Origin of the sequence: Peptoniphilus sp. SGI.035 (assembly GCF_050315115.1) — a bacterium.
In the GTDB taxonomy this organism is placed as follows: domain Bacteria; phylum Bacillota; class Clostridia; order Tissierellales; family Peptoniphilaceae; genus Peptoniphilus_A.
This window is the reverse complement of record NZ_JBNPOJ010000003.1, coordinates 23,891-48,512: the sequence shown is the minus strand read 5'-3', so window position 1 is coordinate 48,512 and position 24,622 is coordinate 23,891. Positions and strand designations below refer to the sequence as shown.

28 protein-coding genes are annotated in these 24,622 nt (G+C 32.0%); 27 read left to right on the top strand and 1 reads right to left on the bottom strand.

The genetic code is table 11. The features are described 5' to 3' along the window. Nucleotides 1-2 precede the first annotated feature (2 nt). From ACQRC6_RS02455 to ACQRC6_RS02350, 22 genes are all read left to right on the top strand, one after another. A complete protein-coding gene (locus tag ACQRC6_RS02455; RefSeq protein WP_427847576.1) occupies nucleotides 3-629 on the top strand; it encodes a cyclodeaminase/cyclohydrolase family protein in 627 nt (208 codons plus the stop codon). Continuing rightward, the gene (glmL, locus tag ACQRC6_RS02450; RefSeq protein WP_427847575.1) at nucleotides 626-1,969 is read left to right on the top strand and encodes a methylaspartate mutase accessory protein GlmL; all 1,344 of its coding nucleotides are present in this window, start codon (nucleotides 626-628) and stop codon (nucleotides 1,967-1,969) included. Before ACQRC6_RS02455 ends, glmL begins: the two co-directional genes overlap by 4 nt. Before the next feature lie 196 nt (nucleotides 1,970-2,165). Further along, nucleotides 2,166-2,660, top strand: a complete 495-nt coding sequence (locus tag ACQRC6_RS02445) for an NUDIX hydrolase (RefSeq protein WP_427847574.1) — start codon at nucleotides 2,166-2,168, stop codon at nucleotides 2,658-2,660. A gap of 36 nt (nucleotides 2,661-2,696) precedes the next feature. Continuing rightward, nucleotides 2,697-4,094: a cysteine--tRNA ligase gene (cysS, locus tag ACQRC6_RS02440; protein WP_427847573.1), complete on the top strand. Its 1,398-nt coding sequence runs from the start codon at nucleotides 2,697-2,699 to the stop codon at nucleotides 4,092-4,094. After that, nucleotides 4,079-4,486, top strand: a complete 408-nt coding sequence (locus ACQRC6_RS02435) for a Mini-ribonuclease 3 (protein ID WP_427847572.1) — start codon at nucleotides 4,079-4,081, stop codon at nucleotides 4,484-4,486. The genes cysS and ACQRC6_RS02435 overlap by 16 nt, the downstream gene beginning before the upstream one ends. Then, nucleotides 4,483-5,244 (top strand): FAD-dependent thymidylate synthase, encoded by a 762-nt coding sequence (thyX, locus tag ACQRC6_RS02430; RefSeq protein WP_427847571.1) that lies wholly within the window; start codon nucleotides 4,483-4,485, stop codon nucleotides 5,242-5,244. The genes ACQRC6_RS02435 and thyX overlap by 4 nt, the downstream gene beginning before the upstream one ends. Next, entirely contained in the window at nucleotides 5,241-5,948 is a 708-nt protein-coding gene (gene rlmB / locus ACQRC6_RS02425; protein WP_427847570.1) for a 23S rRNA (guanosine(2251)-2'-O)-methyltransferase RlmB, read from the top strand. Before thyX ends, rlmB begins: the two co-directional genes overlap by 4 nt. Before the next feature lie 5 nt (nucleotides 5,949-5,953). Continuing rightward, complete coding sequence (locus ACQRC6_RS02420; RefSeq protein ID WP_293559376.1) at nucleotides 5,954-6,505, top strand: NYN domain-containing protein; 552 nt, start codon at nucleotides 5,954-5,956, stop codon at nucleotides 6,503-6,505. A 10-nt stretch (nucleotides 6,506-6,515) separates the two neighbouring features. Then, nucleotides 6,516-7,526, top strand: coding sequence for a zinc-ribbon domain-containing protein (locus ACQRC6_RS02415; protein WP_427847569.1), 1,011 nt, complete (start codon nucleotides 6,516-6,518; stop codon nucleotides 7,524-7,526). A 385-nt stretch (nucleotides 7,527-7,911) separates the two neighbouring features. Continuing rightward, complete coding sequence (locus ACQRC6_RS02410) at nucleotides 7,912-8,142, top strand: FeoA family protein (RefSeq protein ID WP_427847568.1); 231 nt, start codon at nucleotides 7,912-7,914, stop codon at nucleotides 8,140-8,142. Nucleotides 8,143-8,144: 2 nt separating this feature from the next. Beyond that, nucleotides 8,145-8,387, top strand: coding sequence for a FeoA family protein (locus tag ACQRC6_RS02405; protein ID WP_293559370.1), 243 nt, complete (start codon nucleotides 8,145-8,147; stop codon nucleotides 8,385-8,387). Further along, nucleotides 8,388-10,547: a ferrous iron transport protein B gene (feoB, locus tag ACQRC6_RS02400; protein WP_427847567.1), complete on the top strand. Its 2,160-nt coding sequence runs from the start codon at nucleotides 8,388-8,390 to the stop codon at nucleotides 10,545-10,547. It begins immediately after the preceding gene. Then, a complete protein-coding gene (locus ACQRC6_RS02395; protein ID WP_427847566.1) occupies nucleotides 10,534-10,680 on the top strand; it encodes a FeoB-associated Cys-rich membrane protein in 147 nt (48 codons plus the stop codon). The genes feoB and ACQRC6_RS02395 overlap by 14 nt, the downstream gene beginning before the upstream one ends. Nucleotides 10,681-11,087: 407 nt before the next feature. Then, the gene (locus ACQRC6_RS02390; protein WP_427847565.1) at nucleotides 11,088-11,411 is read left to right on the top strand and encodes a hypothetical protein; all 324 of its coding nucleotides are present in this window, start codon (nucleotides 11,088-11,090) and stop codon (nucleotides 11,409-11,411) included. Next, nucleotides 11,404-12,411: a V0D/AC39 family V-type ATPase subunit gene (locus ACQRC6_RS02385; RefSeq protein ID WP_427847564.1), complete on the top strand. Its 1,008-nt coding sequence runs from the start codon at nucleotides 11,404-11,406 to the stop codon at nucleotides 12,409-12,411. Before ACQRC6_RS02390 ends, ACQRC6_RS02385 begins: the two co-directional genes overlap by 8 nt. 4 nt (nucleotides 12,412-12,415) lie before the next feature. Then, nucleotides 12,416-14,329 (top strand): V-type ATP synthase subunit I, encoded by a 1,914-nt coding sequence (locus ACQRC6_RS02380; RefSeq protein ID WP_427847563.1) that lies wholly within the window; start codon nucleotides 12,416-12,418, stop codon nucleotides 14,327-14,329. Nucleotides 14,330-14,343: 14 nt separating this feature from the next. Next, nucleotides 14,344-14,763, top strand: a complete 420-nt coding sequence (locus ACQRC6_RS02375) for an ATP synthase subunit C (protein WP_427847562.1) — start codon at nucleotides 14,344-14,346, stop codon at nucleotides 14,761-14,763. Continuing rightward, nucleotides 14,763-15,077 (top strand): V-type ATP synthase subunit F, encoded by a 315-nt coding sequence (locus tag ACQRC6_RS02370; protein WP_427847561.1) that lies wholly within the window; start codon nucleotides 14,763-14,765, stop codon nucleotides 15,075-15,077. Before ACQRC6_RS02375 ends, ACQRC6_RS02370 begins: the two co-directional genes overlap by 1 nt. Next, nucleotides 15,078-15,719: a hypothetical protein gene (locus ACQRC6_RS02365; protein ID WP_427847560.1), complete on the top strand. Its 642-nt coding sequence runs from the start codon at nucleotides 15,078-15,080 to the stop codon at nucleotides 15,717-15,719. Beyond that, nucleotides 15,700-17,472, top strand: a complete 1,773-nt coding sequence (locus ACQRC6_RS02360; RefSeq protein WP_427847559.1) for a V-type ATP synthase subunit A — start codon at nucleotides 15,700-15,702, stop codon at nucleotides 17,470-17,472. Before ACQRC6_RS02365 ends, ACQRC6_RS02360 begins: the two co-directional genes overlap by 20 nt. After that, a complete protein-coding gene (locus ACQRC6_RS02355; RefSeq protein ID WP_293559350.1) occupies nucleotides 17,469-18,860 on the top strand; it encodes a V-type ATP synthase subunit B in 1,392 nt (463 codons plus the stop codon). The genes ACQRC6_RS02360 and ACQRC6_RS02355 overlap by 4 nt, the downstream gene beginning before the upstream one ends. After that, entirely contained in the window at nucleotides 18,850-19,488 is a 639-nt protein-coding gene (locus ACQRC6_RS02350) for a V-type ATP synthase subunit D (protein WP_293559348.1), read from the top strand. Before ACQRC6_RS02355 ends, ACQRC6_RS02350 begins: the two co-directional genes overlap by 11 nt. An 86-nt stretch (nucleotides 19,489-19,574) precedes the next feature. Here ACQRC6_RS02350 and ACQRC6_RS02345 read toward each other — a convergent pair whose 3' ends face one another. After that, nucleotides 19,575-20,702: an antiporter gene (locus ACQRC6_RS02345; protein ID WP_427847558.1), complete on the bottom strand. Its 1,128-nt coding sequence runs from the start codon at nucleotides 20,700-20,702 to the stop codon at nucleotides 19,575-19,577. Nucleotides 20,703-21,059: 357 nt separating this feature from the next. Between ACQRC6_RS02345 and ACQRC6_RS02340 the strand changes: the two genes are divergently transcribed. The 5 genes from ACQRC6_RS02340 to ACQRC6_RS02320 all read left to right on the top strand — a co-directional run bounded on the left by ACQRC6_RS02340 (nucleotide 21,060) and on the right by ACQRC6_RS02320 (nucleotide 24,544). Then, nucleotides 21,060-21,419 (top strand): GntR family transcriptional regulator, encoded by a 360-nt coding sequence (locus ACQRC6_RS02340; protein ID WP_293559344.1) that lies wholly within the window; start codon nucleotides 21,060-21,062, stop codon nucleotides 21,417-21,419. Further along, the gene (locus ACQRC6_RS02335; protein WP_427847557.1) at nucleotides 21,416-22,102 is read left to right on the top strand and encodes an ABC transporter ATP-binding protein; all 687 of its coding nucleotides are present in this window, start codon (nucleotides 21,416-21,418) and stop codon (nucleotides 22,100-22,102) included. Before ACQRC6_RS02340 ends, ACQRC6_RS02335 begins: the two co-directional genes overlap by 4 nt. Next, nucleotides 22,102-22,857, top strand: a complete 756-nt coding sequence (locus ACQRC6_RS02330; RefSeq protein WP_427847556.1) for a hypothetical protein — start codon at nucleotides 22,102-22,104, stop codon at nucleotides 22,855-22,857. The genes ACQRC6_RS02335 and ACQRC6_RS02330 overlap by 1 nt, the downstream gene beginning before the upstream one ends. 317 nt (nucleotides 22,858-23,174) lie before the next feature. Next, nucleotides 23,175-23,717: an aminotransferase class III-fold pyridoxal phosphate-dependent enzyme gene (locus ACQRC6_RS02325; RefSeq protein WP_427847664.1), complete on the top strand. Its 543-nt coding sequence runs from the start codon at nucleotides 23,175-23,177 to the stop codon at nucleotides 23,715-23,717. Between the two features lie 137 nt (nucleotides 23,718-23,854). Beyond that, nucleotides 23,855-24,544, top strand: coding sequence for an HAD family hydrolase (locus tag ACQRC6_RS02320; RefSeq protein WP_427847555.1), 690 nt, complete (start codon nucleotides 23,855-23,857; stop codon nucleotides 24,542-24,544). The last annotated feature ends 78 nt before the right edge of the window (nucleotides 24,545-24,622 follow it).

The window sequence follows — 24,622 nt, the reverse complement described above, 5'->3', positions numbered from 1 at the left end:
AAATGCTTAAAGATTTAACTATAGTAGAATTCGCAGATGAGACTGCTTCAAATTCACCAGCACCAGGAGGTGGATCTATTGCTGCACTTAATGCATCAATGGCTGCTTCACTTCTTGCAATGGTTGCAGGTTTAACTATTGGAAAGAAAAAATATATGGACGTTTCTGATAGAATGGAAGAAATTCAAGCTGAATTATTAAAATATAAAGATGAATTTGTCGATGGCATTGATAAAGACGCTAACTCTTTTAACGGAGTTATGGACGCTATGAAGCTTCCAAAGGAAACGGAAGAAGAAAAGAAAGCTAGATCTGAAAAAATTCAAGAAGGTTACAGAAATGCAATTGATGTACCTCTAGGACTTGGGGTTAAAGTTACAGAACTTTATGACTATGCGAGAGAATTAGCTGAAAAAGGAAATTCAAATGCAATCACTGATGTTGCAGTAGCTTTATTGAATATTGAAGCCGCAGTTCACGGAGCTTTCTTAAATGTAATCATCAACTTAAACTCACTTAAAGATCAAGATTACAGACATGAATTAGAAGAAAAAATGGCTGATACAAGAAAAGTTGTGGAAAAAAACCACGCTGAAATCATGAAAGTTGTAGATGAAAAATTAACATGAAATATCTTTTAGTCGATGTTGGATCAACTTATACTAAGCTTAATTTAGTGGATACTGATAAAAATGAAATTCTCGGGAGTGCATCTAGCTACACCACTGTAGAAACTGATGTCAGAGAAGGCTTTAACAATGCCTTTAAAAAATTAAGTGAAGTTACTGAAGTAAAATATGATAAAGTATTAGGTTGCTCATCAGCATCTGGAGGACTAAAAGTTGTAGCAATAGGATTTTCAAAAAATCTTACCACTGATGCAGCAAGGCTTGCATCGCTATCAAGTGGTGCAAGAATTTTAAAGGTATACTCTTATGAGCTTACTGACGAGTATGTAGATGAAATTAAAAACTCTGGTGCTGATATTATAGTTTTATGTGGTGGCACTGATCATGGAAATAAAGAAAATATCATTTTCAATACAAAAAAACTTGCAAAGGGATGTATTAAGACGCCTGTTGTAGTGGCAGGTAATATTGACACTCATGAAGAAATAAGGGACATCTTCCAAAAGGGAAATGTTCCTTGTGACTTCACAGAAAATGTAATGCCAACTACAAATACAATAAATTATAGACCCCTTAGAAAGACAATTGGCGACCTTTTTATAAAGACAATTGCTCACGCTAAGGGAATTGATTTGCTCAGTAGAGATTTTGAAATACTCTTGCCAACTCCAGTTGCAGTTCAAAAAGCAATGTCAGTCTATGCGAAATATTTGGATAAAGTTATTTTATCTGTGGATATTGGAGGAGCAACGACAGACATTCATTCAATTGGCAAAACATATTATGGAGAAGAAAATGTAATCTCACCTCCAATTGAAGAACCTTTTGAGAAGAGAACTGTGGAAGGCGATATGGGCATGAGATATTCAGCAACTGCTCTTTATGAATCAGTTGGTGAAGAACCTTTCCTTTCCTTTGGAATAAAGGACGCAAAGGAAAAAACAGAGTATCGTTTTAATCACACGAGTTATATTCCAGATAATGACGAAGATTTATTCTTTGACAATGTCCTATGTTATATTGCTACACACACTTCACTTATGAGACATATTGGTCACATAAAAAAAGTCAAAACTCCTACTAGGACGATTTATGAACAATACGGGAAGGATTTAAGACCGGCTGAAATGTTTATCGGAACTGGTGGATCCCTCATTAATTCCAATGAGCCGAAAAAAATTCTCTCAGCAATAGAGGATTTAGACGATAAATATCTAATCAATAGGAAGATAAAGTATTATTTAGATAAAAGATATATTTTATCATCAGCTGGACTAATTAGTACCGTAGATGAAGAAGCTTCCTACAAATTATTAAATAAATATTTAGAAGAAATATAAATCAAAAAGAAGTTGCTAACTAAATGTGGCAACTTTTTTTTGTTTTATATTGTAAAGGTAAAGGCTAAGCATAGATATTCTGCATATAAAATAATTAGCAATATTTTTATTTAAAGCTAAGATTTGGTTAAATAAAGCATTCTTCATCTTTTAAAAAACTACTAAATGGTGTAAAATAATCATAAGGAGTTTTGTCGTGGAATATTGGGATGTATATAATAAAAAGGGAAAATGGAAGAGACGCGTCATTAGAAAAGGCGAGCGGTTAAAAAATAACGAATATCATATTATTGTTGAAGGTTGGGTTTTAAGAGATGATGGTAATTTTATAATTCAAAGGAGAGCTCTCGAGAAAAAATCTTTTGCTGGAATGTGGTACTGCTCTGCAGGTGGATCTGTTATTTCAGGAGAGACGCCAAAGGAAGGCATGATTAGAGAGTTTAAAGAAGAACTTGGAATTGACATAGATTCTGATGAACTTCGCTTAAAGAGGATCATCATAGATAAAAACACAATTTTTTATATTTATCTGGTACACAAAAATATTTCCCTAGATGATATTACTCTTCAAGCTGAAGAGGTAATGGCTGTTGATATTGCGGATCCAGCAAAGATAAAGAAAATGGTTGAAGACAAAACTTTTATAGGATTGGATTACTACGAAAAATTTTTTGAAGGTATTTTTAAATAATCGTCTCGATTGAGGCGTTTTTTTATAGGAGGACTTATGAAATTATACAATACTTTAACGAGAAAAAAAGAGGATTTTGTGCCAATTAAAGAAGGAGAAGTTGGAATATACAATTGCGGGCCAACAGTATATAACTTTATTCACGTTGGCAATGCTAGACCCCTTGTTGTATTCGATACTTTGAGAAGATATTTTGAGTATAAAGGTTTAAAGGTAAAATTTGTTGTTAATTTTACAGATATTGACGATAAAATTATAAACAGGGCAAATGACGAAGGTGTAACAGTAACTGACATTTCAGAGAGATTTATTAAAGAATTTAAAAAAGATGCAAATGGACTTCACCTTTACGATTATGAAACACTAAATCCAAGGGCGACAGAACATATAAATGAAATTATTGCCTTTATTAAGACTTTAATAGACAAGAAAGCTGCCTATGTATCCAATGGAGATGTTTATTTTGACATAAGCTATGCTAAGGATTATGGCAAGCTTTCAAAGAAAAATATTGAAGATTTAATTTCTGGTCATAGAGTTGACATCAACGACAACAAAAGAAATCCAATGGACTTTGCACTTTGGAAAAACAAAAAAGAGGGGGAACCTTTTTGGAAAGCACCTTGGGGAGAAGGTAGACCTGGTTGGCATATTGAATGTTCAGTAATGGCAAAGGATCTTATCGGCGACAATATTGACATCCACACTGGTGGCGAAGACTTACAATTCCCACACCATGAAAATGAAATTGCACAATCAGAAACTTGCAATGGAGTGCCTTTTGCAAATTATTGGCTACACAATGGAATGATTACAGTTGACAACGAAAAAATGTCTAAATCTAAGGGCAATTTCTTTACAGTAAGAGAAGTTTCAAAAGAATTTGACCTTGAGGTTTTGAGATTTTTCCTTTTGACGACTCAATACCGTTCACCAATTAATTTTTCAAGAGAAGTTATGGAACAAACAAAAAATTCAAGCAAGAGGCTATACAATGCAAAGTATAAACTTGAAGATGCAATAGAAAAATCAAGTGTAGAAAAAATTTCAGCAGAAGAAGAAAAATTATATAAATCCTTTGACAAGCACGTTGAAAAGTTTGAAAATGCCATGGATGATGACCTAAACACAGCTGATGCCATTACTGCAATTTTCGACTTAGTAAAGGATATTAACTTAAATCTTGACGAAAATAATTCTAAGGAAATGCTAGAAAAAACTTTAGAACTTTTAAAGAAACTTACAAGAGTTTTGGGAATTATGGAAGGCGAGAGAGAAGAAATTTCTGAGGACATTGAAAAACTAATTGAAGAAAGAAATGAAGCTAGAAAGAATAAAGATTTTGCCAAATCCGATGAAATTAGAGATAAGTTAAAGAAAATGGGCATTGAAATAGAAGATACGAGAAGTGGAACAACTTGGAAGAGAATTTAAGTTTTTTAGAAGTTAAAAATTATACAGAGGGCGAAGTTCGAGAGCTTAGCCCCCTTGCACTTGCATATATTGGCGATGCTTGTTTTGAACTTTTAGTTAGAAGTGAAATACTCGATGTCCGCAAAAATCCAAAGAAGCTTCACAGAGAAAGTATTAAATTTGTTCGTGCAAAATCACAGAAAGAACTTTTTAAAAATATAGAAGACAAACTTACAGAGGAAGAATTTAAAGTCTTTAAAAGAGGAAGAAATGCTAAATCTCATACAATTCCCAAAAATGCTGACCCAATAGATTATAGGATAGCAACAGGAGTTGAGGCGCTCTTTGGTTATCTCTATCTTTTAAAGAAATACGAAAGAATCAGGGAAATATTTAAGGAGATGACTAAATGAAGGTAAAAATTATTTCACACACAATGGACCCAGATAAAACCATTGCTGCTGCAGCAAAACTCTGCTATTCAAGAGTTGGCGTTGAAGAAATTACAGAAAATTTGACAGAAGAATCTACAGAAAAATTTTTAAATAGGCTTATGTCTTTTTCTCACCTTTCACCACTTGAACACGTTAGCTTTACCTTTGCAATTGAAGGTGTTTCCAGGACACTTACTCATCAACTTGTAAGACACAGAATTGCATCCTATTCACAACAATCACAAAGGTATGTAAAGCTAGATAGTTTTGAATACATTATTCCACCACAAATTGAAAAAAACGAAGAGGCAAAGAAGATTTTCATAGAAGCAATGAAAAGAGACCAAGAAGATTACGATAAATTAGTAGAGATTCTCGTAAATGAAAATGCAAAACCTCTTATAGAAAAGGGAATGGATGAAGAAAAGGCAAAAAAGGCTGTGGAAAAAATGTCTATTGAAGATGCGAGATATGTATTTCCAAATGCTTGTGAAACAAAAATTGTTGTAACTATGAATGTGAGAACACTTCAACACTTCTTTACACTTAGATGTTGTGAAAGAGCTCAATGGGAAATAAGAGAGCTTGCCACAGAAATGTTAAGAGAAGTAAAGAAAGTTGCACCGCTTTTATTTAGAGACGAAGGTCCAGCTTGTGTTACAGGTCCATGCCCAGAAGGCAAAATGACTTGTGGCAAAGCAAGAGAAATTAGAGAGAAGTTTAAGAATTTAAAATGAAATATATTTATGGAAGAGGCCCAGTTATTGAGGCTTTAAAAAATGAAGAAGTAGAAAAAGTTTATATTGGGAAAAATGCCACTGGTTCCATAAAAAAAATTATTGGAATGGCAAGAGATTTAAAAGTGGCCACAGTTACAAGTGATAATGAAAAATTGGAAGAACTTGCTGGCACAAAAAATCACCAAGCAGTTGTGGCTTTAGTAAGTGATTTTGAATTCATTGAACTTGAAGAGCTTATAAATAAACTTAAGGGCAAAGAAAATGCGAAGATTTTCATCTTGGATAAAATTGAAGATCCACACAATTTTGGCGCAATTGCAAGAAGTTCAAACTTTTTTGGAGTAGATGCCATTATTTTTCCAAATAGAAGAGCATCCACAGTTAATGACACTGTTGTAAAAGCATCTGCTGGCGCAATTTACGACATAGATGTTTCAAAAGTTACAAATATTTCTCAAGCGATAGAAAAATTAAAGGATGCAGGATTTTGGATTTACGCAACGGACTTAGAAGGTGAAGACATAAGACAATGCGACTTCTCAGGTAAAGTTGCCATAGTTATAGGAAACGAAGGCAAGGGCGTTTCCAAAAATGTTTTGAAAAATTCTGACAAAATCATCACTATTCCAAACTTTTCTGACTTTGATTCTCTCAACGCATCAGTTGCAGCGGCAATTGTGATGTACGAAATGTTTAGATAATAAAGATGAAAAGGCACATGAACAGGTACAAAAGGGATGTAAATTATCTCTTTGTAGATGGATACAATATTATAAATTCCTGGCAAAATTTAATAAAATTAAAAAATATTTCTCTTGAAGATGCGAGAAATGAATTAATAGACACAATGATTGAATTTTCTCATAGCACAAAGGAACACATAATACTTGTTTTTGATGCTTATTTGGTGAAAAAATCAGGTGGCAAGACTTATCACAGAGATGGGATTGATATTATTTTTACTAAAGAATTTGAGACAGCGGATCACTACATCGAAAGACAGCTTGACGAGATAGGAAAGCTCACTAATGTGCGTGTTGCCACAAGCGACAATGTGGAGCAGCAAATTATTTTGTCTCGAGGTGGCACTAGAATTTCTGCAAGAGAACTTGAAGCTGAAGTTGAAAACTCAAAAAACAAAGTTATTCACGTGGCAAAAAAACTAAAGGAAGAAAAAGTCAGTGCCCTTGACGAAGAAATTATCCATCAGCTAAAAAAAATAAAAATAGATATCTCTAAGAAAAATAAAAATAGCTAGGAGGTTTTAAATGAAATGTAAAAATTGTGGAAAAGAAAATTCAGAAGACGCCTCATTTTGCATGGAATGTGGTCATGATTTGAGAGAAGATTTAGATTTTTCCAGAACTCAAAAAGTAGAGAGGGATTTTGACTATGATTACGAGGATGAAGAAAAAATTGTAAAAAATAATTCCTTTAATGACAATTCCATGGGCTTAAAACAAAAGGGAATTATTTTTGCCTTTGTGGTAATTGGGCTTATTGTTTTTTCTCTTTTATTTAATTTTGGATTTGGAAAACATAAATTTAAGCAATTAGAAAATTCGGCAAAGGCGAATTTAGAAGCAAAAAATTATAAAGAGGCAAGAGAAAAATATAGCCAACTTTATGAAAAGTCCTCAGATAAAAAATATTTAGATGAAATAAATAAAATAGACAAGAGCATGGAATCCAAAGATTTAATAAATAAAGCCAATCAAAAATTTGAAGGAAGGGACTACGAAGCTTCACTTGCTTTTTTAAAGGATTTTGAAAGTGATGACGAAGATTTAAAGTCAAAGAGAGATGCCCTTGTTGAAAAGAATTATTCTGCAATTAGATCTGAAATTGCACAATTAGTGGGAAATAATAATTTTAGCAGTGCAATTAATAGATTAAATTCTTACATTGCAGTTGACCCTGAAAATGGCGAATTTAAAAAAATGCTTGAAGATGTAAATTCACAAAAGGAAAATAGCGACAAAAAAGATGAAGAAAGTAGTGAAACTTTAAAGGAAAAGGCTAGAGCTGATGAATTAGAAGCGCAAATTGCAAGATTGAAAAGAGTGGAAGCATCAAGCTTAATCGACACTTACCAATTTGTAACTGCGGGAAAAGCCAATGTAAGAAGTGGACCGGGATTTGATTATGGAATTGAATTTACTCTTTATAAGGGCGACTCTGTTTACGTATACGACACTAGGAGAGCCAATGGAAGAACTTGGTGCAATATTGGAAATGGATGGATTAGTTATAGAACATTAAATGGCGAAATAAAATAAAATTTTAAGACAGCTTACTTTGATATTATCAAGGGCTGTCTTTTTTATACTCTTGAAATTAAAAGTTAAGACTTTTTATTGGTGAAAAATTTTAGAAATTTTAAATTAATTAAAAAATGATGAATGAAAATTAGACTCAAAATTTAAAGAATGAAAATTTAAAAAATGTCGATGTTAAGAACAAAATTAAAAGGATGAAAGCTAAAAATCATTAATTAATATAAAACCAAAAATAAGAAATTAAATAAACTAATCTTAATATAATTAAAATAAAAAAATAATTAAATTGATTTAATTTTTCAATTTGCTATGGTATAATTAATACAGAAATTGATAATCAAATTCAAATATTGAAAAGTATTTATAAAAGCAGGTAGGTGTTAAGATGCTTAGTTTAATAATGGCGCCTCTAAATGTAAACTTTAAGGTTTTTAAAGTTAAAAGTTTAAAAAATAGTGACGTTACTGAATCGCACCTTGCGAATCTTGGATTTGTTAGAGGGGCGATAATTAAAGTTATAAGCGAGAACGATGGCAATTTAATTGTTTCTATTAAAGATGCAAGGGTTGCAATTGGAAAAGACATTGCGAAAAAGATTTTGGTAGAGGAGATGTAGGATTGCAAACATTAAAAGATGCAGTTGTTGGTAGATACTATACTGTAAAAAAAATAAATGGCTCTGGTCCTTTAAAAAGAAGAATAATGGACATGGGCATTACAAAAAATTCGAAAATCTACATAAGGAAGGTGGCGCCTCTTGGTGACCCAGTTCAAATTAATATTAGAAATTATGAACTTAGCATAAGGCGTGCAGATGCTGAGTTAATTTCAATTGAAGAGATAGAAAAGGAGGAGATTTAATTGGCTATAACTATTGCACTTGCTGGAAACCCCAATAGTGGGAAGTCCACTTTATTTAACAGTTTAACTGGTTCAAATCAATACGTTGGTAACTGGCCTGGAGTAACTGTTGAAAAAAAGACTGGTAAGTATAAAAAAGATAAGGATGTACACTTTACAGATTTGCCAGGGATTTATTCTCTTTCTCCTTACACTTTGGAAGAAGTTGTATCAAGAGATTACCTTATAAATGAAAGACCTGATGTAATAATTGACGTTGTTGACGGTACAAATATTGAAAGGAACTTATTTTTATCTACACAACTTGTAGAACTTGGTATTCCAGTTGTAATTGCACTTAACATGATGGATGTTGTTAGAAAAAATAATGACTTCATTGACATTAAGTTGCTAGAGAAAAATTTTGGATGTAAAATTGTTGAGATTTCTGCACTAAAGAATGAAAATATTGATAAATTAATTGATACAGCAAAGAAAGCTGTTAACACAAACACAAATTGTTGTTATGAATTTAACGATGAAATAGAAAAATATATTACAGAAATTGAAAACTTTAGCGTCATAAAAGATAATCCTGCAAAGCGTTGGCTAGCAGTTAAATTTTTTGAACAAGATGAAAAAATACTAGAAGAATTTCCTCTCTATGGAAAGGAAATTAGAAGGTTAAATGAAATTATAGAAGAAGCTGAAGAAAAATACGACGACGATGGCGAAGGCATAATCACAGATGAAAGATATAATTTTGTATCAGAAGTTACAAAAGATTCTGTTAAAAAAGGTAGAAAGGGAATGACTACTTCTGACAAAATCGACAGAATTGTTACAAATAGATTTTTGGCAATTCCAATTTTCGTTGGAGTAATTACCCTAGTTTATATCTTGGCAATAAATTATGTTGGAGGACCAGTTACTGATTGGGTTAATGATAACTTCTTTGGAGAAATCATTGGCGAAAACTTTAGGGGATTTTTAGAAAATGCTGGCACATCACCTATATTGACTTCATTATTAGTCGATGGAATCATAGGAGGAGTTGGAGCAGTATTAGGATTTTTACCAGTAATCGCTGTACTATTTTTATTTATAGCAATCTTAGAAGACATTGGTTACATGGCAAGAATTGCCTTTATACTAGATAGAATTTTTAGAAAATTTGGCTTATCTGGTAAGTCCTTCATTCCAATCCTAATGGGAACTGGTTGTTCAGTACCTGCAATTATGGGAACGAGAACTATTGAGTCAGACAATGACAGAAGAATGACTATTATGACAACATCCTTTATGCCATGTGGTGCAAAGCTAGACGTAATTGCAATGTTTGCAGGATTTTTAGGTGGCACTTGGTGGTATGCACCTCTATGGTACTTTGGTGGAATTTTGGCTGTAATAATATCAGGAATAATTTTAAAGAAGACAAAATATTTTTCAGGAGATCCTGCTCCTTTCGTAATGGAACTTCCTGAATATCATATGCCAAGTGCACACAATGTATTTAAAGCAACTTGGCATAGATGTAAAGCTTTCGTTGTAAAAGCTGGAACAATAATACTTCTTGCGACAGTTGTAATTTGGATACTAAAAAGTATATCAGTTACAGGGGAATTTGTGGACTTTGAATCAGATGGAGGGGACTCAATTCTTGCAGCAATAGGTAAAGCTATTGCACCAGTATTTGCACCACTTGGGTTTGGAAACTGGATTGCAAGTGTTGCCACAATTTTAGGACTTGTCGCAAAAGAAGTTGTGGTTGGAACTTATGGAGTTTTAGCAGGAATTGGAGAAGTTGGAGCAGATGATAGCAATATGATATCACTTGTAGCTTCACAATTTACTGTTGCATCAGCTTTTGCCTTTGTATTCTTCAATCAACTTACAGTTCCTTGCTTTGCAGCAATGGGAGCAATAAAAGAAGAAATGGGCGATAAAAAGTGGTTTGGACTTGCCATAGGTTATCAAATTGTATTTTCCTACACAGTTGCTTTTATGATTTATCAATTTGGAAGATTATTAGAAGGCGGATCTTTTAATATAATGACTGGAATTGCAATACTTGTGTTATTAGTATATGTATATCTTTTATTTAGAAAAGATAGATCAAAAATACAAGATGAAGAGATTAAAAAGAAAAAAGACAAGGTGGTAAAGTATGAATCCAATTAATATTATAGTTGCCCTTGTAATAATTTTAGCAATTGCCTTTGCGGCAAAAAGGGTAATAAGTAAAAAAGGTGGATGCGATTGTGGATGTGATTCATGCCACAGTTCATGTGCCATAGATGAAAGGAAAAAATAAATTTTGAGAACACCTCTTAGGAGGTGTTCTTTTTTTGTCGATTTTTCTTAATTAAAAGCTACCATTATATAAATTTTATAAATTTTTTAAATTTATAAATAATAAAAGCTGGGATTAATGGAGTTTTAATGTTTCACTTTAATAAAAATTTATATTTTTATAAATTCATTATTACAAATTATAAAGCAAAAAAGATTGAATATAAATTCTATTTTAGTAGAAAATCTTTCTTTCAAATCATTGGAAAAGATTTATAAATAATATTTCTCACTATATAAAATTTTCATTCATTATATGAAATGTGAAACTTTAGTGAAATTTTCAAATCTAGTGCAAATCCCTTGAATTAGAATTTCAAAGTAATATAATGAGAAATGCACAAGGAAATAAAAAGAGTGGTGATATTTTTGAAAGAAAGCATAGATAGTATTTTAGCAATAGATAAAAAAACTAGAGAGCTCGTCGATAATACTGAAAAAGAAATTGAAAGTATTAAAAAAGAATTGAGAGAAAAGTTGACTGATATTGAAAATGAATCAATAGAAAAGTCAAAGGCTATTGGAAAAGAAAAAAGTGATGAAATTTTAGCTGGTTTTGAAAAAAAAGCTGAAGATTTGAAAAAAGAAAATGAAAAGAATTTAAAAGAAATTGAAGAATTTTACAATGAAAATTCTGACAAAATCATTCAAAATGCCTTTGACATAGTGATTGGAAGTAAATCAAATGTTTGACGGTTTAAAGGCTTTAAATGCTAAAATTTCAAAAATGTATTCAGAGTTTTTAGATTATGAAGATTTTGAAAAGATGGCAGAAGGGGACAATGTTAGATTCTGTCTTTCATATTTAAAAGAAAAGAAATTTCCTAATATAGACTCTTTTTCAGATATTTATGAAATTGAAGTCTTTTTGGAAGAGTACAGAAGAAGTGAAATTGCAAAACTTCGTGGATTTTTGCCGCTGAGATATGCAGATTTTTTGAAGGCCTACTTGGAGAGAATAAATATTGAAAAGATCGTCAAGATTTTGAGGTCTTTGAGGATGAATAAAGAACCAAAGGTTGATAAACTTGTCATTTTAGGTAAAAAAATCAACTTTAAAGAGGAAACCTTTGAATCTTTTATAGACAATTTAAAGGACACATATTATTATGAGTATCTAAAAAACTATAAGTCATATAAGGACGAAGATGCTCTTTTTTCTATTGAGATGAATTTAGAAAAATTTTATTACAGAAATTTAACTGAGACAACAAAATCTTTTTCCAAAGAGGATGTAGAAGAGTTTAAAAAAATTTTTGGCGTAAAAATTGATTTGCTCAATATTATTTGGATTTATAGAGCAAAGAAATATTATAATATTTCGCCTGAAGAAATTTTCAACTTCACTATTTTTGGTGGAAATTATAATTCAGAAAAACTTCTTAAACTTTCTTATTTAGATGAAAGGGAATTTGAAGAAGAAATAAGAAATTCAAAATATGGAGCCCTTTTTGCACAGGGAAGAGTTATTGTTACTGGTAGAACTGCTAAAAAGATTATGTATTCTATTGTAAGGAAAAATTTTAGAAGGACCGATGGTATAGGTAAGTTCATGAGTTTTTTGGTTCTTTTAGATTATGAAATTGCCAATATCGAAAGAATTCTTGAAGGCACTAGATTTGGTCTTAATAAAAAGGAAAAGTTAAAATACATGATTGTTGATAGAGAGGGAAGTGAAGAAATTGGCCGTTGAAAAAATGAAGGTCGCTAATATCATTGGCAATATTAGTGATATGGATTCAGTTGTCCTAGACATTTTGAATTTAAAATGTATGCAATTTATGTCCACTGAAGCGAATATAGCAGAAAATAAATTCACCTTTAGTTTGGACAATGAAGAAAACTTAGAGAGAAATCTTGAACTTAATTATATTTCTCCTATTGAAGAAGATCAATCCCATAAATCCACAGCTAAGAAAGCCACTGAAATTATGGATTTCTTAGGCTTTGACAAGATTGATGAGTCTTACTTTGAAAAGGTAAATGTAAAGGAAGACATAGATTCTTTCGTAAAAAACATCAGTGATAAAATCAATGAGTACGAAAAGACTAAGGAAAATTTAAAAATACTTGATACTTTAAAAGAGAATTATGAATTATTTAAAAATGTTGATATTGACTTAAAAGACATTGCAGATTTAAAATATTTCAACTCTAGATTTGGTTTCTTGGACAAAGATGCTAGACAAAGATTAAAGAAAAACTATGGCAATATCCTTGCCATGATTTATCACACAGGTACTGTGGATAATCGTGAACTTTTCCTTGTAATCTATCCAAGGGAAGCTGAAAAAGATGTCGATAGACTGCTAAATAGCTTAAACTTTACAGAAGTGGAACTTCTTGGTGAAAATGTAGAGGGTACTGCAAACTTAATTTATAAGAACCTTGAAGAAGAAGAGGAAAATGTAAAGAGAAAGATTTTTGAAATAGAAGAGTATAAGAAAAATCTTTTGGAAAGTAGAAATGAGGAGTTAAAGACTACCCTCGCTCACATGCTTAGCTATGAAGGAATTGAAAAAGCTAAGAGATACATGCTTAAATCAAACAAGTACTTCTATCTTTCAGGCTGGATTGGTGACTCTGATAAGAGCAAATTAGAAAAAAAATTATCCAAATATAGGGACATTGATATTAAGTATTTCGACCCAAAAAGCGAAAACATGAAGACACCGACAAAGTTAAAAAATGCAAATTTTTTCAAGCCCTTTGAGCTATTAATAAATATGTACGGAACGCCGAATTATGGCGAATTTGATCCAACTGTAATTTTTGGAATTACCTACATGATTCTTTTTGGAGCAATGTTTGGCGACTTGGGTCAAGGGGCTGTATTTGCAATTGCCGGACTAATATTAAGAAAGAAGAACAAGGATTTTGGCGGACTTCTTCTTAGAATGGGTGCATCCTCAATGTTTTTTGGTTTGATGTATGGATCAGTTTTTGGAAGTGAAGAAATCATTCAGGCAATGTGGTTTAGACCCTTTGAGAATATAAACGACACTCTTGTAATTGCAATATATTTTGGCATTATTCTACTTGCCATAGCTTATGGTATAGGTATTTACAATAGATTAAAAAGTGGAAAACCTGATGAAGCCTTTTTCTCTAAAGAAGGTTTTTTGGGAGTTCTAATTTTTGTAGCGATGATTAATATTGGAATGAATGTAATGGGAGCAAAATCTCTTATTCCTATGAATATTTCTTTAGGAATATTAGTTATAAGTCTAATAATTATGCTACTGAAAAGACCTATTCTCAAAATTTTATTTAATAAAGAAGGAGAGGGTTCTGCCTCAGATTATTATATTGAGTCTTCCTTTGGACTACTTGAGGCTTTATTATCTACTATGAGTTCAATTATTTCCTTTATAAGAGTTGGTGCCTTTGCAATAAACCATGTTGGTTTGTTCTTGGCATTTAAAACCCTTGGAGAAATGGTTGGTTCAAGTGGAGGAAATATTGCAGTTTTAATTTTTGGCAATATTTTGATTTTAGGACTTGAAGGTCTAATTGTATTTATTCAATCTCTAAGACTTGAGTATTATGAAATGTTTAGTAAGTATTATAGTGGTGACGGCGTACTTTTTGAAGCCGATAGAATTTATTAAAGAGGAGTTTAAAGATGGAAAAAATTATTATTTTAGCAGTTTTGACAGTTTTTTCAATGGTAGTTTCAGGTTTTTATTTTATTTACAAGGGAACAGATGCAAATAAAAAGTTTGCACGCGCCTTTATGAAATTAAACCTATTTGTTTTTGCACCAATTTTTGTGTTTGGATTAATATCTCTTGTACCACAAATGGCATCTGCAGCAACTGCTTCAACAGGCGGTAATGGACTCGGATTTTTAGCAGCAGGTCTTTCAACTGGACTTGCATCACTTGGTGCTGGTGTTGCTGTATCAAATGTAGGTTCTGCAGCAATTGGAGCTGTATCAGAAGATCCTAATATTCTTGGTAAATCAATGATCTACCTAGGACTTGCAGAAGGTATTGCTATTTATGGTCTTATCATTTCAATTATGATTCTTGGAAGACTATAATGAGATCAATTCTTTTAACATCAAATGAAGATATTATTAACGGCCTTCGCCTTGCAGGTGTAAGGTCTGTTAAATGTAATGACAGACCTGAACTATTAAAAAATTTTAAAACATATACAAAGACTGAAGATATAGGAATAATTATTTTGACATACTCTTCTTTCAAAGAAATTAAGGAAGAAGTCTTGGAATTTAAACTTACTGGGAAACTTCCCCTAGTGGTAACTATTCCTGATCTAGACGGAAAAATGGAAGATGATTTTATTTTAAAATATGTCAGAGAAGCTGTCGGTGTGAAAGCTGTAGGTGATTAAATGATTTTACTTGAAAACAAAATTGCCATATTCAACAAAATTGTTTTTTTAAAGCAAAAGGAAGAGTGTGAAAAGAGAATTCGAGAAGAAAAAGAAAAGGCTGAAAAGATTTTAGCTGAAAAAATTGAATCTCTAAAAAAAGATGAAGAAGCTTTTATAGATAGAAGAGTAACTCTTGCAAATAGAAGAGGATATGAACTCATTGCCTCTGTTGAAGAGCAAAAGAGAGTTTTATTCTTAGAAGAAGATGAAAAACTATTAAAGGAACTCCTTGAAACACTTTCACAAAAACTTTTAGAATTTACAAAAACAGAAGAATATGTGAATATAGAAGCTGAAAATTTTAAAAATATTTTAGAAGAAATAGATGAAAAAAGCATTTATCTCTATGTAAAAAACAATGAAAATGAAAAACTCATTGAAAAATTTAAAGAAATTGCAAAGGAAAAGGGCGTTGAACTAAAAATCGACGAGCTTTTCGAATATCATATTGGCGGATTTATAATTTCTGATATAGAACAAACTTATAATATAAATTTGTCTTTAAAAAATAAATTAGAAGACATGAGATATGAAATCGGCTCAATGTTACACGAAAAATTAAAAGAAAGAGGTGAAGTCATTGGAAAAGGCAATAATTAAATCAGTTGACGGACCCGTAGTAATTGGAAGGAACATGGCTGATTATAAAATCAGAGAAATGGTTCTTGTTGGCGAAAAAAAATTAATTGGCGAAGTTATTTCAATTGATGGCGACCTTGGCACAGTTCAAGTTTACGAAGAAACTGAAGGACTAAAAAGAGATGAAGACATTATTTCCACTGGTGCGCCTCTTTCAGTAAAACTTGGACCTGGAATGATTAGAGGTATCTTCGATGGTATTGAAAGACCACTTGAAGTTATAAAAAAAGAACACGGATCCTTTATGCCAGAAGGCATTGGACTTATTTCCCTTGATGAAGAAAAACTTTGGGACGTAACCTTTAAAGTTTCACTACACGACAAAGTTCATCAAGGACAAATTTTTGCGGAAGTTCCAGAAACTGATATCATAACTCACAAAGTTATGATTCCACCGGGAATAAATGGAGAAGTTGTAGAAATTCTCGAAAATGGTAAGTACAATATTGAAACAGTTTTATTGAAGGTAAAGGATGAATTAGGAAAGATTAATGAAGTTAAGATGTACCAAAACTGGCCTGTTAGAATTCCTAGACCTGTTAAGGAAAGACTTCCAATTGATAAATTACTTGTAACTGGACAAAGAGTCTTTGACGTATTTTTCCCAATTGCCAAGGGAGGTACAACTGCAATTCCAGGAGGATTTGGTACTGGAAAAACTATGACGCAACACCAAATTGCAAAATATTGCGATGCCGATATCATCATATACATTGGATGTGGTGAAAGAGGTAACGAAATGACAGAAGTTTTGGAAGATTTTCCAAAGCTAATTGACCCAAACACTGGCAAGGCTCTTATGGATAGGACAATTCTTATTGCCAACACATCTAATATGCCAGTTGCAGCTCGTGAAGCGTCAATTTACACAGGCGTAACTATGGCTGAATACTTTAGAGATATGGGATACCACGTTGCATTAATGGGCGACTCAACATCTCGTTGGGCAGAAGCACTTCGTGAAATTTCCGGTCGTCTTGAAGAAATGCCAGCAGAAGAAGGTTACCCTGCTTACCTTCCATCAAGAATTGCAGGTTTCTACGAAAGAGCAGGTTATGTAAAGACTTTATCAGGCAACGAAGGTTCTGTAACTCTTATTGGTGCAGTTTCACCAGCTGGAGGAGATTTCTCTGAACCAGTTACAGAAAATACAAAGAGATTTGTAAATGTATTTTTGGCATTAGATAAAGAACTTGCCTATTCAAGACACTATCCTGCAATCAATTGGATGAATTCCTATTCAGGTTATATCCCACTACTAAAAAATTACTACGACATGAGACTTGATGGAGATTTGCCAGATCTTAGAATAAAATATTTAGATTTACTTCACAAAGAAGCAAAGTTAAATGAAATTGTAATGCTAGTTGGGGAAGATGTGCTTCCAGACGAAGAAAGGCTCGTACTTGAAATTTGTCGTGTTGTAAAAGTTGGATTTTTACAACAAAACGCCTTTAATCCAATTGACACCTTTGTGCCACTTGAAAAACAATTTGAAATGTTAAAGACAATAGATAACCTTTACGAAAGAGGCAAGGAAGCTTTAAAACTAAAAATTCCAATTTCAGTAATAAAAAACGATGCTATTTACGGAAAAGTAATTAACATGAAATACGATATAGAAAATGAAGATTTAAAGAAATTTGTAAGCTTAAACAATGAAATTAACGATTTTTATTTAGAGCTTAGCGCAACTTATGGTGATGTAGAATGAAAAAAGAATATTTAACACTTGATAAAATTGAAGGATCATTGCTAGAACTTTCAAATCTTCACAGAGTTAGTTATGGTGAAGTTGTAAGAATAATGTCAAAAGATGGCAAAAGTTCAGAAATTGGTCAAGTTATAAAAATTGACGACGACAAGGCAATTGTACAAGTTTTTGGTAATAACTTAGGTGTTTCGACAAAAAATACTAAGGTAGAATTTTCTGCACATCCCTTTGAAATTCCACTTTCAGAAGAAATATTAGGAAGAGTATTTAATGGAACGGCAAAGCCTATTGACAAGGGTGGTGCAATTTATTCCAAGGACGTATATAACATAAATGGTAGACCAATTAACCCATCAGCTAGAGAATATCCAAGGAACTTTATCCAAACAGGTATATCTTCAATTGATGCGCTAATGACCCTCATTAGAGGTCAAAAGTTGCCAATATTTTCTGGTTCAGGACTTCCACACAACGAAGTCGCTGCTCAAATAGTTAGACAAGCAAAAATTGTCGACGAAGGCGGAGAAAATAACTTTGCCATTGTCTTTGCAGCAATTGGCGTAAAGCATGACGAAGCCGATTTCTTTAGAGAAAGTTTTAAAAACTCTGGAGTAATTGACAAGGTAGTAATGTATATAAATTATGCAGATGATCCAATTATGGAAAGGCTAATTGCACCAAAATGTGCTCTTACAGCTGCCGAATATTTAGCTTTTGAAAAGAATATGCAAGTTCTTGTAATAATGACTGACATCACATCCTATGCAGAAGCATTGAGAGAAGTTTCATCATCAAGAGAAGAAGTGCCTTCAAGAAAGGGATATCCAGGACACTTGTATTCTGACCTTGCTGCACTTTATGAAAGAGCAGGTATGATTAAGGACTCCAAGGGTTCTGTAACACTTATACCAATTTTAACAATGCCAAATGACGATATTACACATCCAATTCCTGACCTTACAGGTTACATCACAGAAGGTCAAATTGTAGTAAGCCGTGATTTGTTCTCAAAGGGAGTTTATCCACCAATAGATGTACTTCCATCACTTTCAAGACTTATGAAGGATGGCATTGGCGAAGGCTACACGAGAGAAGACCATCCAGATTTATCTTCACAACTTTTTGCATCTTATTCAAAGGTACAAGAAACTAGAGCTCTTGCACAAATCATTGGCGAAGATGACATTTCCGATGACGAAAAATTAGTTTTAAAATTTGGAGATGAATTTGAAAAGAGATTTTTGACACAAGATCAAAATGAAAATAGAGATATAGAAGAAACACTAAATTTAGGTTGGGAATTATTAAAGATCCTTCCACCTGAAATGATTGATAGAATTGATCCTAAGTTAAAAGAAAAATATTTAGGTGATAAGAATGGCAATTAAAGTTACTCCAACTAAGGCAAATTTAATTGCATCTAAAAATGCACTTGTCCTCGCAGAAAAGGGCTACGACCTTCTAGACAAAAAAAGAACTGTCCTAATTAAAGAAATGATGGACTTAAATAAAAATGCAAAGAAGCTTCAATCTGAGATAGAAGAAAAATTTGCAGATTCTTATTCTGAACTTGTCATGGCAACTATTTCCATGGGTGCACTTTCATTGAAAGACATGGGAGAATCTGCTCCCTTGGAAAAGGAATACGAAGTAATCTCTCGTTCAGTCATGGGACTTGAACTTCCAAAAATAAAATATGAAAAGAAAGTAGTTAAGGCAGATTATTCCATTCATCAATCTAATGCAGCCTTTGACAGGGCTAAGATAAATATTTCAGAAATTCTGCCAGTTATTTATGAACTTGCAGAAATAGAAACATCAGTCTTTAGACTTGCAAATGAAATAAAAAAGACTGCCAAGAGGGCAAATGCCCTTGATAAAATTCAAATACCTAAGTACAATCATATTATCAAAGAAATTGAAGATACTTTGGCAGAAAAGGAAAGAGAAGATTTCTTTAGACTAAAAAAAGTAAAGAATAAAAAGAATAGAAAAAATAAAGAAGAAGTAAAATAAAGAAAACTCCTAGAGCTTAAAACTTTAGGAGTTTTTGTTTGCAAAAATTTTTGAGTTCAATAAAATATTTGCTTGCTATACTATTTTTAATCAATACCAATTAAAAGTGCAATTATTTGTGGTAAAAATACCAGAAAAATTGTTGCAGTTGGTTGAGTTGCAGCATAGAAAGAAGATACTCTGTCATCTTCTGTAACTGTTAAAAGAGCCCCTAGAGATGGAGCACTTGTCATAGCTCCAGTAGTTGCTCCCAATGCTCCAAACAAAGGAAGTTTAAATACTTTGTATGAAAGTAAAAAGGACACGATTGTAGTAATAAGAGTCATAAGAACTCCCACAAAGAATAATTTTATGCCATACTGACTTACAACTTCAACAAATCCAGATCCAGCTTTTAAACCGGAAGGTAGAAGGAAAAAGGCAAGTCCTAAATCACGAATAGCAGATAAGATACCCTTATCAGCACGAAGATTTATTCTGCCAATATTTCCAATATGTCCTAAAATAAGACCACCTATTAAAGAACCTCCGCCACTTCCAAGAGAAATTTTAGCAGAGCCAGCTTTAATTTTAATCATTCCAATTAAAATACCAAGAAATGCTGCAATTGCAATTGAGAAAAGTCCACTTTTTTCAATTGTGATGAGTTTAGAAACATCGACGATTTTCCTATTGGAAGATTTAGAACTATGAATTTCAAGTTTTGCATTTTCAACTTCTCTATCTGCACCTAAAATTTTAGGAACAATTTGAACGAAAAGTACAACGCCAACAACACCAAAAACATAAGCAATACCATAACCAACGCCTGGTAAAATAGAATCTGTCAATTCATTTACTGTCCCCAACATAGAAGTTGAAGTAAGAGCTCCTGTTGCTAATCCAAGGGAAAGAGAAATAGGGAGTTTAAATATCTTAACAGCAGCTATAACAGTAAGTCCTCCTACTACTGCAGCTATAAATGATATTAAAAGAAAAGACACTCCATTTTTCTTAATATTTTCTACAAAATCGGGACCAGCCATAAGACCAATAGGCGTTAAAAATAAAACAAGACCAATTTTAGATAAAAAAGCAGGTACTTCAAATCCAAAATGTCCAAAGAATAATGCGACAATCAAAATCGCTGAGGCTCCAAATTTAATTCCAAAAAAATTAATTCGGCCAATTAGATAACCCAACGACATGATTAAAAAAATTGTAAATAATTCCATAACTGTACCTCCTATATAAAAGTTAATTATATATTATCATAAAGGTATTATATAAGTAAAGAATAACAATTTATTATACTATAAGATTGTTAATATTAAATGAAAATTAAGAATATATAATAAAAAATGTTTAAAAGTAAATTTTTTTTAAATATCTATTGCATTTTTATAAAAAGGCGTATATAATAACTATTGTATTAAGGGGTTGATACAACGGTACAAAAATTATTTTAATATTATGCAGTTTAAGATTTATCTTTGATTTAAGTAAACTAAAAATTATAAGATTAAAAATAAGAATTTTAATGTAGTCAAGACTAAAGTAAAATCAATAACTCTACATATAAGGAGGGTTTTATGGAATTTGATAACAATAGACCTATTTATCTACAACTTCTCGAAGACTTTAAATTAAAAATTTCAAGTGGTCAGTGGAAAAGTGGAGAAAAGATGGACACTGTAAGGAATTTAGCAAAAACTTATGGCGTAAATCCCAATACAGTGCAAAGAGCACTTCAAGACCTAGAAAGAGAAGGACTAGCAAAATCAAATAGGACTACGGGAAGATTTATAACTGACGACGAGAGTTTGATAGAAGAAATTGCAAGGGGAGCTTTTTATAGATCCTGCGACGACTTAATTGAAGTTGCCGAAGAACTCAACTTGACAAAGGAAAAATCACTTACACTTTTAGATGAATATTGGAGGGAGTCATGAGCAAATTAGAAATAAAAAATTTAACTATGAACTACAAAAGCAAAGTCCTTGACGACTTGAACTTGGAGTTAGATAAGGGGCAAATAGTTGGACTAGTTGGTCCAAATGGTACTGGAAAATCTACATTACTTAGAATACTTGCAGGACTAGAAAAAACTTATAAGGGAAGTATATTAATAGACGGAGAAGAAATATCCTATAAAACTGCAGACATCTTGTCTTACCAACCGGACAAATTTGCATTAAGCGATAAACTTTCAGTAAAAGAGGTTGTAAATACTTACAAATTGTTCTTCAAAGATTTTGACGAAGATAAGTTTTATAAAATTTACGAAGAATTTAAGTTGCCAAATAAGTCAAAGGTAAAGGAAATGAGCAAGGGAATGAGAGAGAAAATGCAAATTGCCCTTAGCCTTTCAAGAGATGCAGAAATATTTCTCTTGGACGAGCCAATTTCTGGCGTCGATCCATCAGCTAGAAAGATGATAATCCAAACTATACTAAATAATTTTAAAGAAGACAGTTTAATAATTGTGTCAACTCATTTAATAAATCAAATTGAGCCACTTCTTGATAGAGTGCTATTTTTATCCGAAGGCAAAATTATGATAAATAAAAAAGTTGACGAGATAAGAAGTGAAAAAAATATGAGCATAGAAGATTACTTTACGGAGGTATTTTAATGGGAAAATTATTAGGACATCAAATAAAAAATCATTTTAAAAACTACTGGTTCATACCAGTTTTACCCCTTGCACTTATAGTGTTTGGATTACTATTTAGTAGTGTTAATTACAATTTAGCAGTGCGTTCACTTATTATTGGCATTACGGCCTTGTCCTTTGGATATTTTGCAGCAGCAGTAACAGTAATAGTTGGCGACTACAATATGTTTTTTGGAGACAGTGCATTATTTTATGAATCAATACCTATTAGTCCTTCAGCAAAGACATTTTCGAGATTTATATATTACTTTGTGATGTTTGCAATTTATACCTTGTATCTTGGAGCAATTTTTGTATTCTTAACATTAGCTGGTACAGAAGTATCGACAATTTCGTGGAGTGAAATATCAAGTGTAATAAATGAAATTGGAACAAAAAATTTATTAATAGCAGCAGGCATAGCAATAATATTCCTATTTAATTGCATTGCGAGAATAGTATTTTCAATAAGTCTTGGAGGTTGCAAGAAACTAAGAAGATTTGGATTTGGCGGTCCAGTTATAGTATTTATAATTCTAGGAATATTAGAAGGATTTGCAACTAAATTGTTAGATACCTTTGATTTCTTCACAAAAATGGAATTATTTATGAACAATGGAGATGTATTTGTTAATTTTAAGGGCATAGGATTTTTAGCACTATTAGCAGTAGAAACTATATTATTTCTCTTTGGAGTGTATTATTTTCACAAAAAAAGAATTTCAGTAAGTTAATAATAATTTTTTAAAGTTCATGGGATTTTCTCGTGAGCTTTTTTTAGTACGATGAGTATATTTCAATGCTGGGGTGCAAATCCCTAAGGTGCATTTGCCGACGAATCCATAGCGATTTGCAAGTTTTACAAGGCGACATCTAAGAAAGAAGAAGTGTATTTATTATGTTGTGAGATGGATATTAAATTAGTCCTACTCGATTTATAAAAAATTAAATATATCTATTTCTAAAATTTTAAATAAGAAATGCAAAAAAAGCAATGTTAACATATTAAAAAAAGCTAACAAGAAAAAGGGGATGTTACCTTGTACTTTTAATATTTGACGAAGTTGCAACTGGTTTTGGAAGAACTGGAAACAGATTTGTAGCAGATTTAGTATTGCCAGATATAATAGTTTTAGGCAAGGCCTTAACTGGCGGATATATTGGCCATGCCGCAACAGTTGCAAACAAAAAAGTTTTCCATGCTTTTTATGACGATGATCCAACTCACGCTCTTATGCACGGTCCTACTTTTATGGGAAATCCTCTTGCCTGTGCTGTTTCACTTCGTGCAATAGAAATTTTTGAAGAAGAAAAATTTATGGACAAGATTAAGAGAATAGAAGAAATTGAAAGAGAAGAAATGGAAGGCTTTACTCATAAAAAAATAGAAGATGTAAGAGTAATGGGTGGCTGTGTATGTATTGAAGTTAAAGACGGAAAGGACATTGAAGGTTTCCAAGAATTTGCCTATGAAAGAGGAGTTTTTGCGAGACCCTTTATAAAGTATATTTACTCCATGGTTCCCTATGTAATTAATGAAGAAGAACTTAGAAAAGTTATGAGGACTATGAAAGAATGGTTTGAAAATAAATAAAATTTTTTAAAATATAAACTCATAAAAAGGCTAAAAGCATGATGAACTAAAATAAAATTGCCATAAAGGCTTTTCACAATAAAAAAATTCATATAGAATTAAATATAATATAAAGGGATAAAACTGAAAGGAATTTAATGATTATTATGATTAAGGCAATTTTATTTGATAAAGATGGGACGCTACTTAAATTTTCTGAAATTTGGGTGGATTCAATTTTAGAATTTTTAAAGGGAAAAAATTTAAGCGAAGATTCAAAGAAAAAACTTTTTAAAAAGATTGGCATAGTGGAAAATAATGAAGTAGAAGAAAACTCTATTCTTTCATCCGAAACTATAAAGGATTTGGCGATTATTTTTTCGGAATACATGGAGGAAAGTGAAGAGGAAATCTACAAAGACATTGATAATTTTCTACTGGAATTTTTAAAAAAGAATAAAGAGGAAATAAAAGAAACCTGCGACCTAAAAAGTTTATTTGCTGACTTAAAAGGCAGGGGGATTCTTATTGGACTTTTCACTTCTGATAATTATAGGCAGGCGAAATTTTCTATGGAGTATTTGGAACTTGATAAATTTATTGATTTTTATGCTGCAGCAGATTTATATAAAAAGAAACCAAGTACAGAAAGCCTAGAAATTTTTAAGGAGAAGTATTCTCTTAAAGACGATGAAATAATTGTTGTTGGAGATTCAAAGGTGGATATGATTTTTGGAAGGGACACCATAAAATTAGGCGTACTATGTGGCACTGGTTCCAGAGAGATGTTAGAAAAATATACTGCTAATATTTCAGAGGACCCAAGAGGAGTTTTAAAATTTTTATAGAGTAAAATAAAAATCAAAATTAAAATTAAAAATTGATAAAAAAATAAGGGCTTCAAGAGCCCTTTTAAAATACAAATT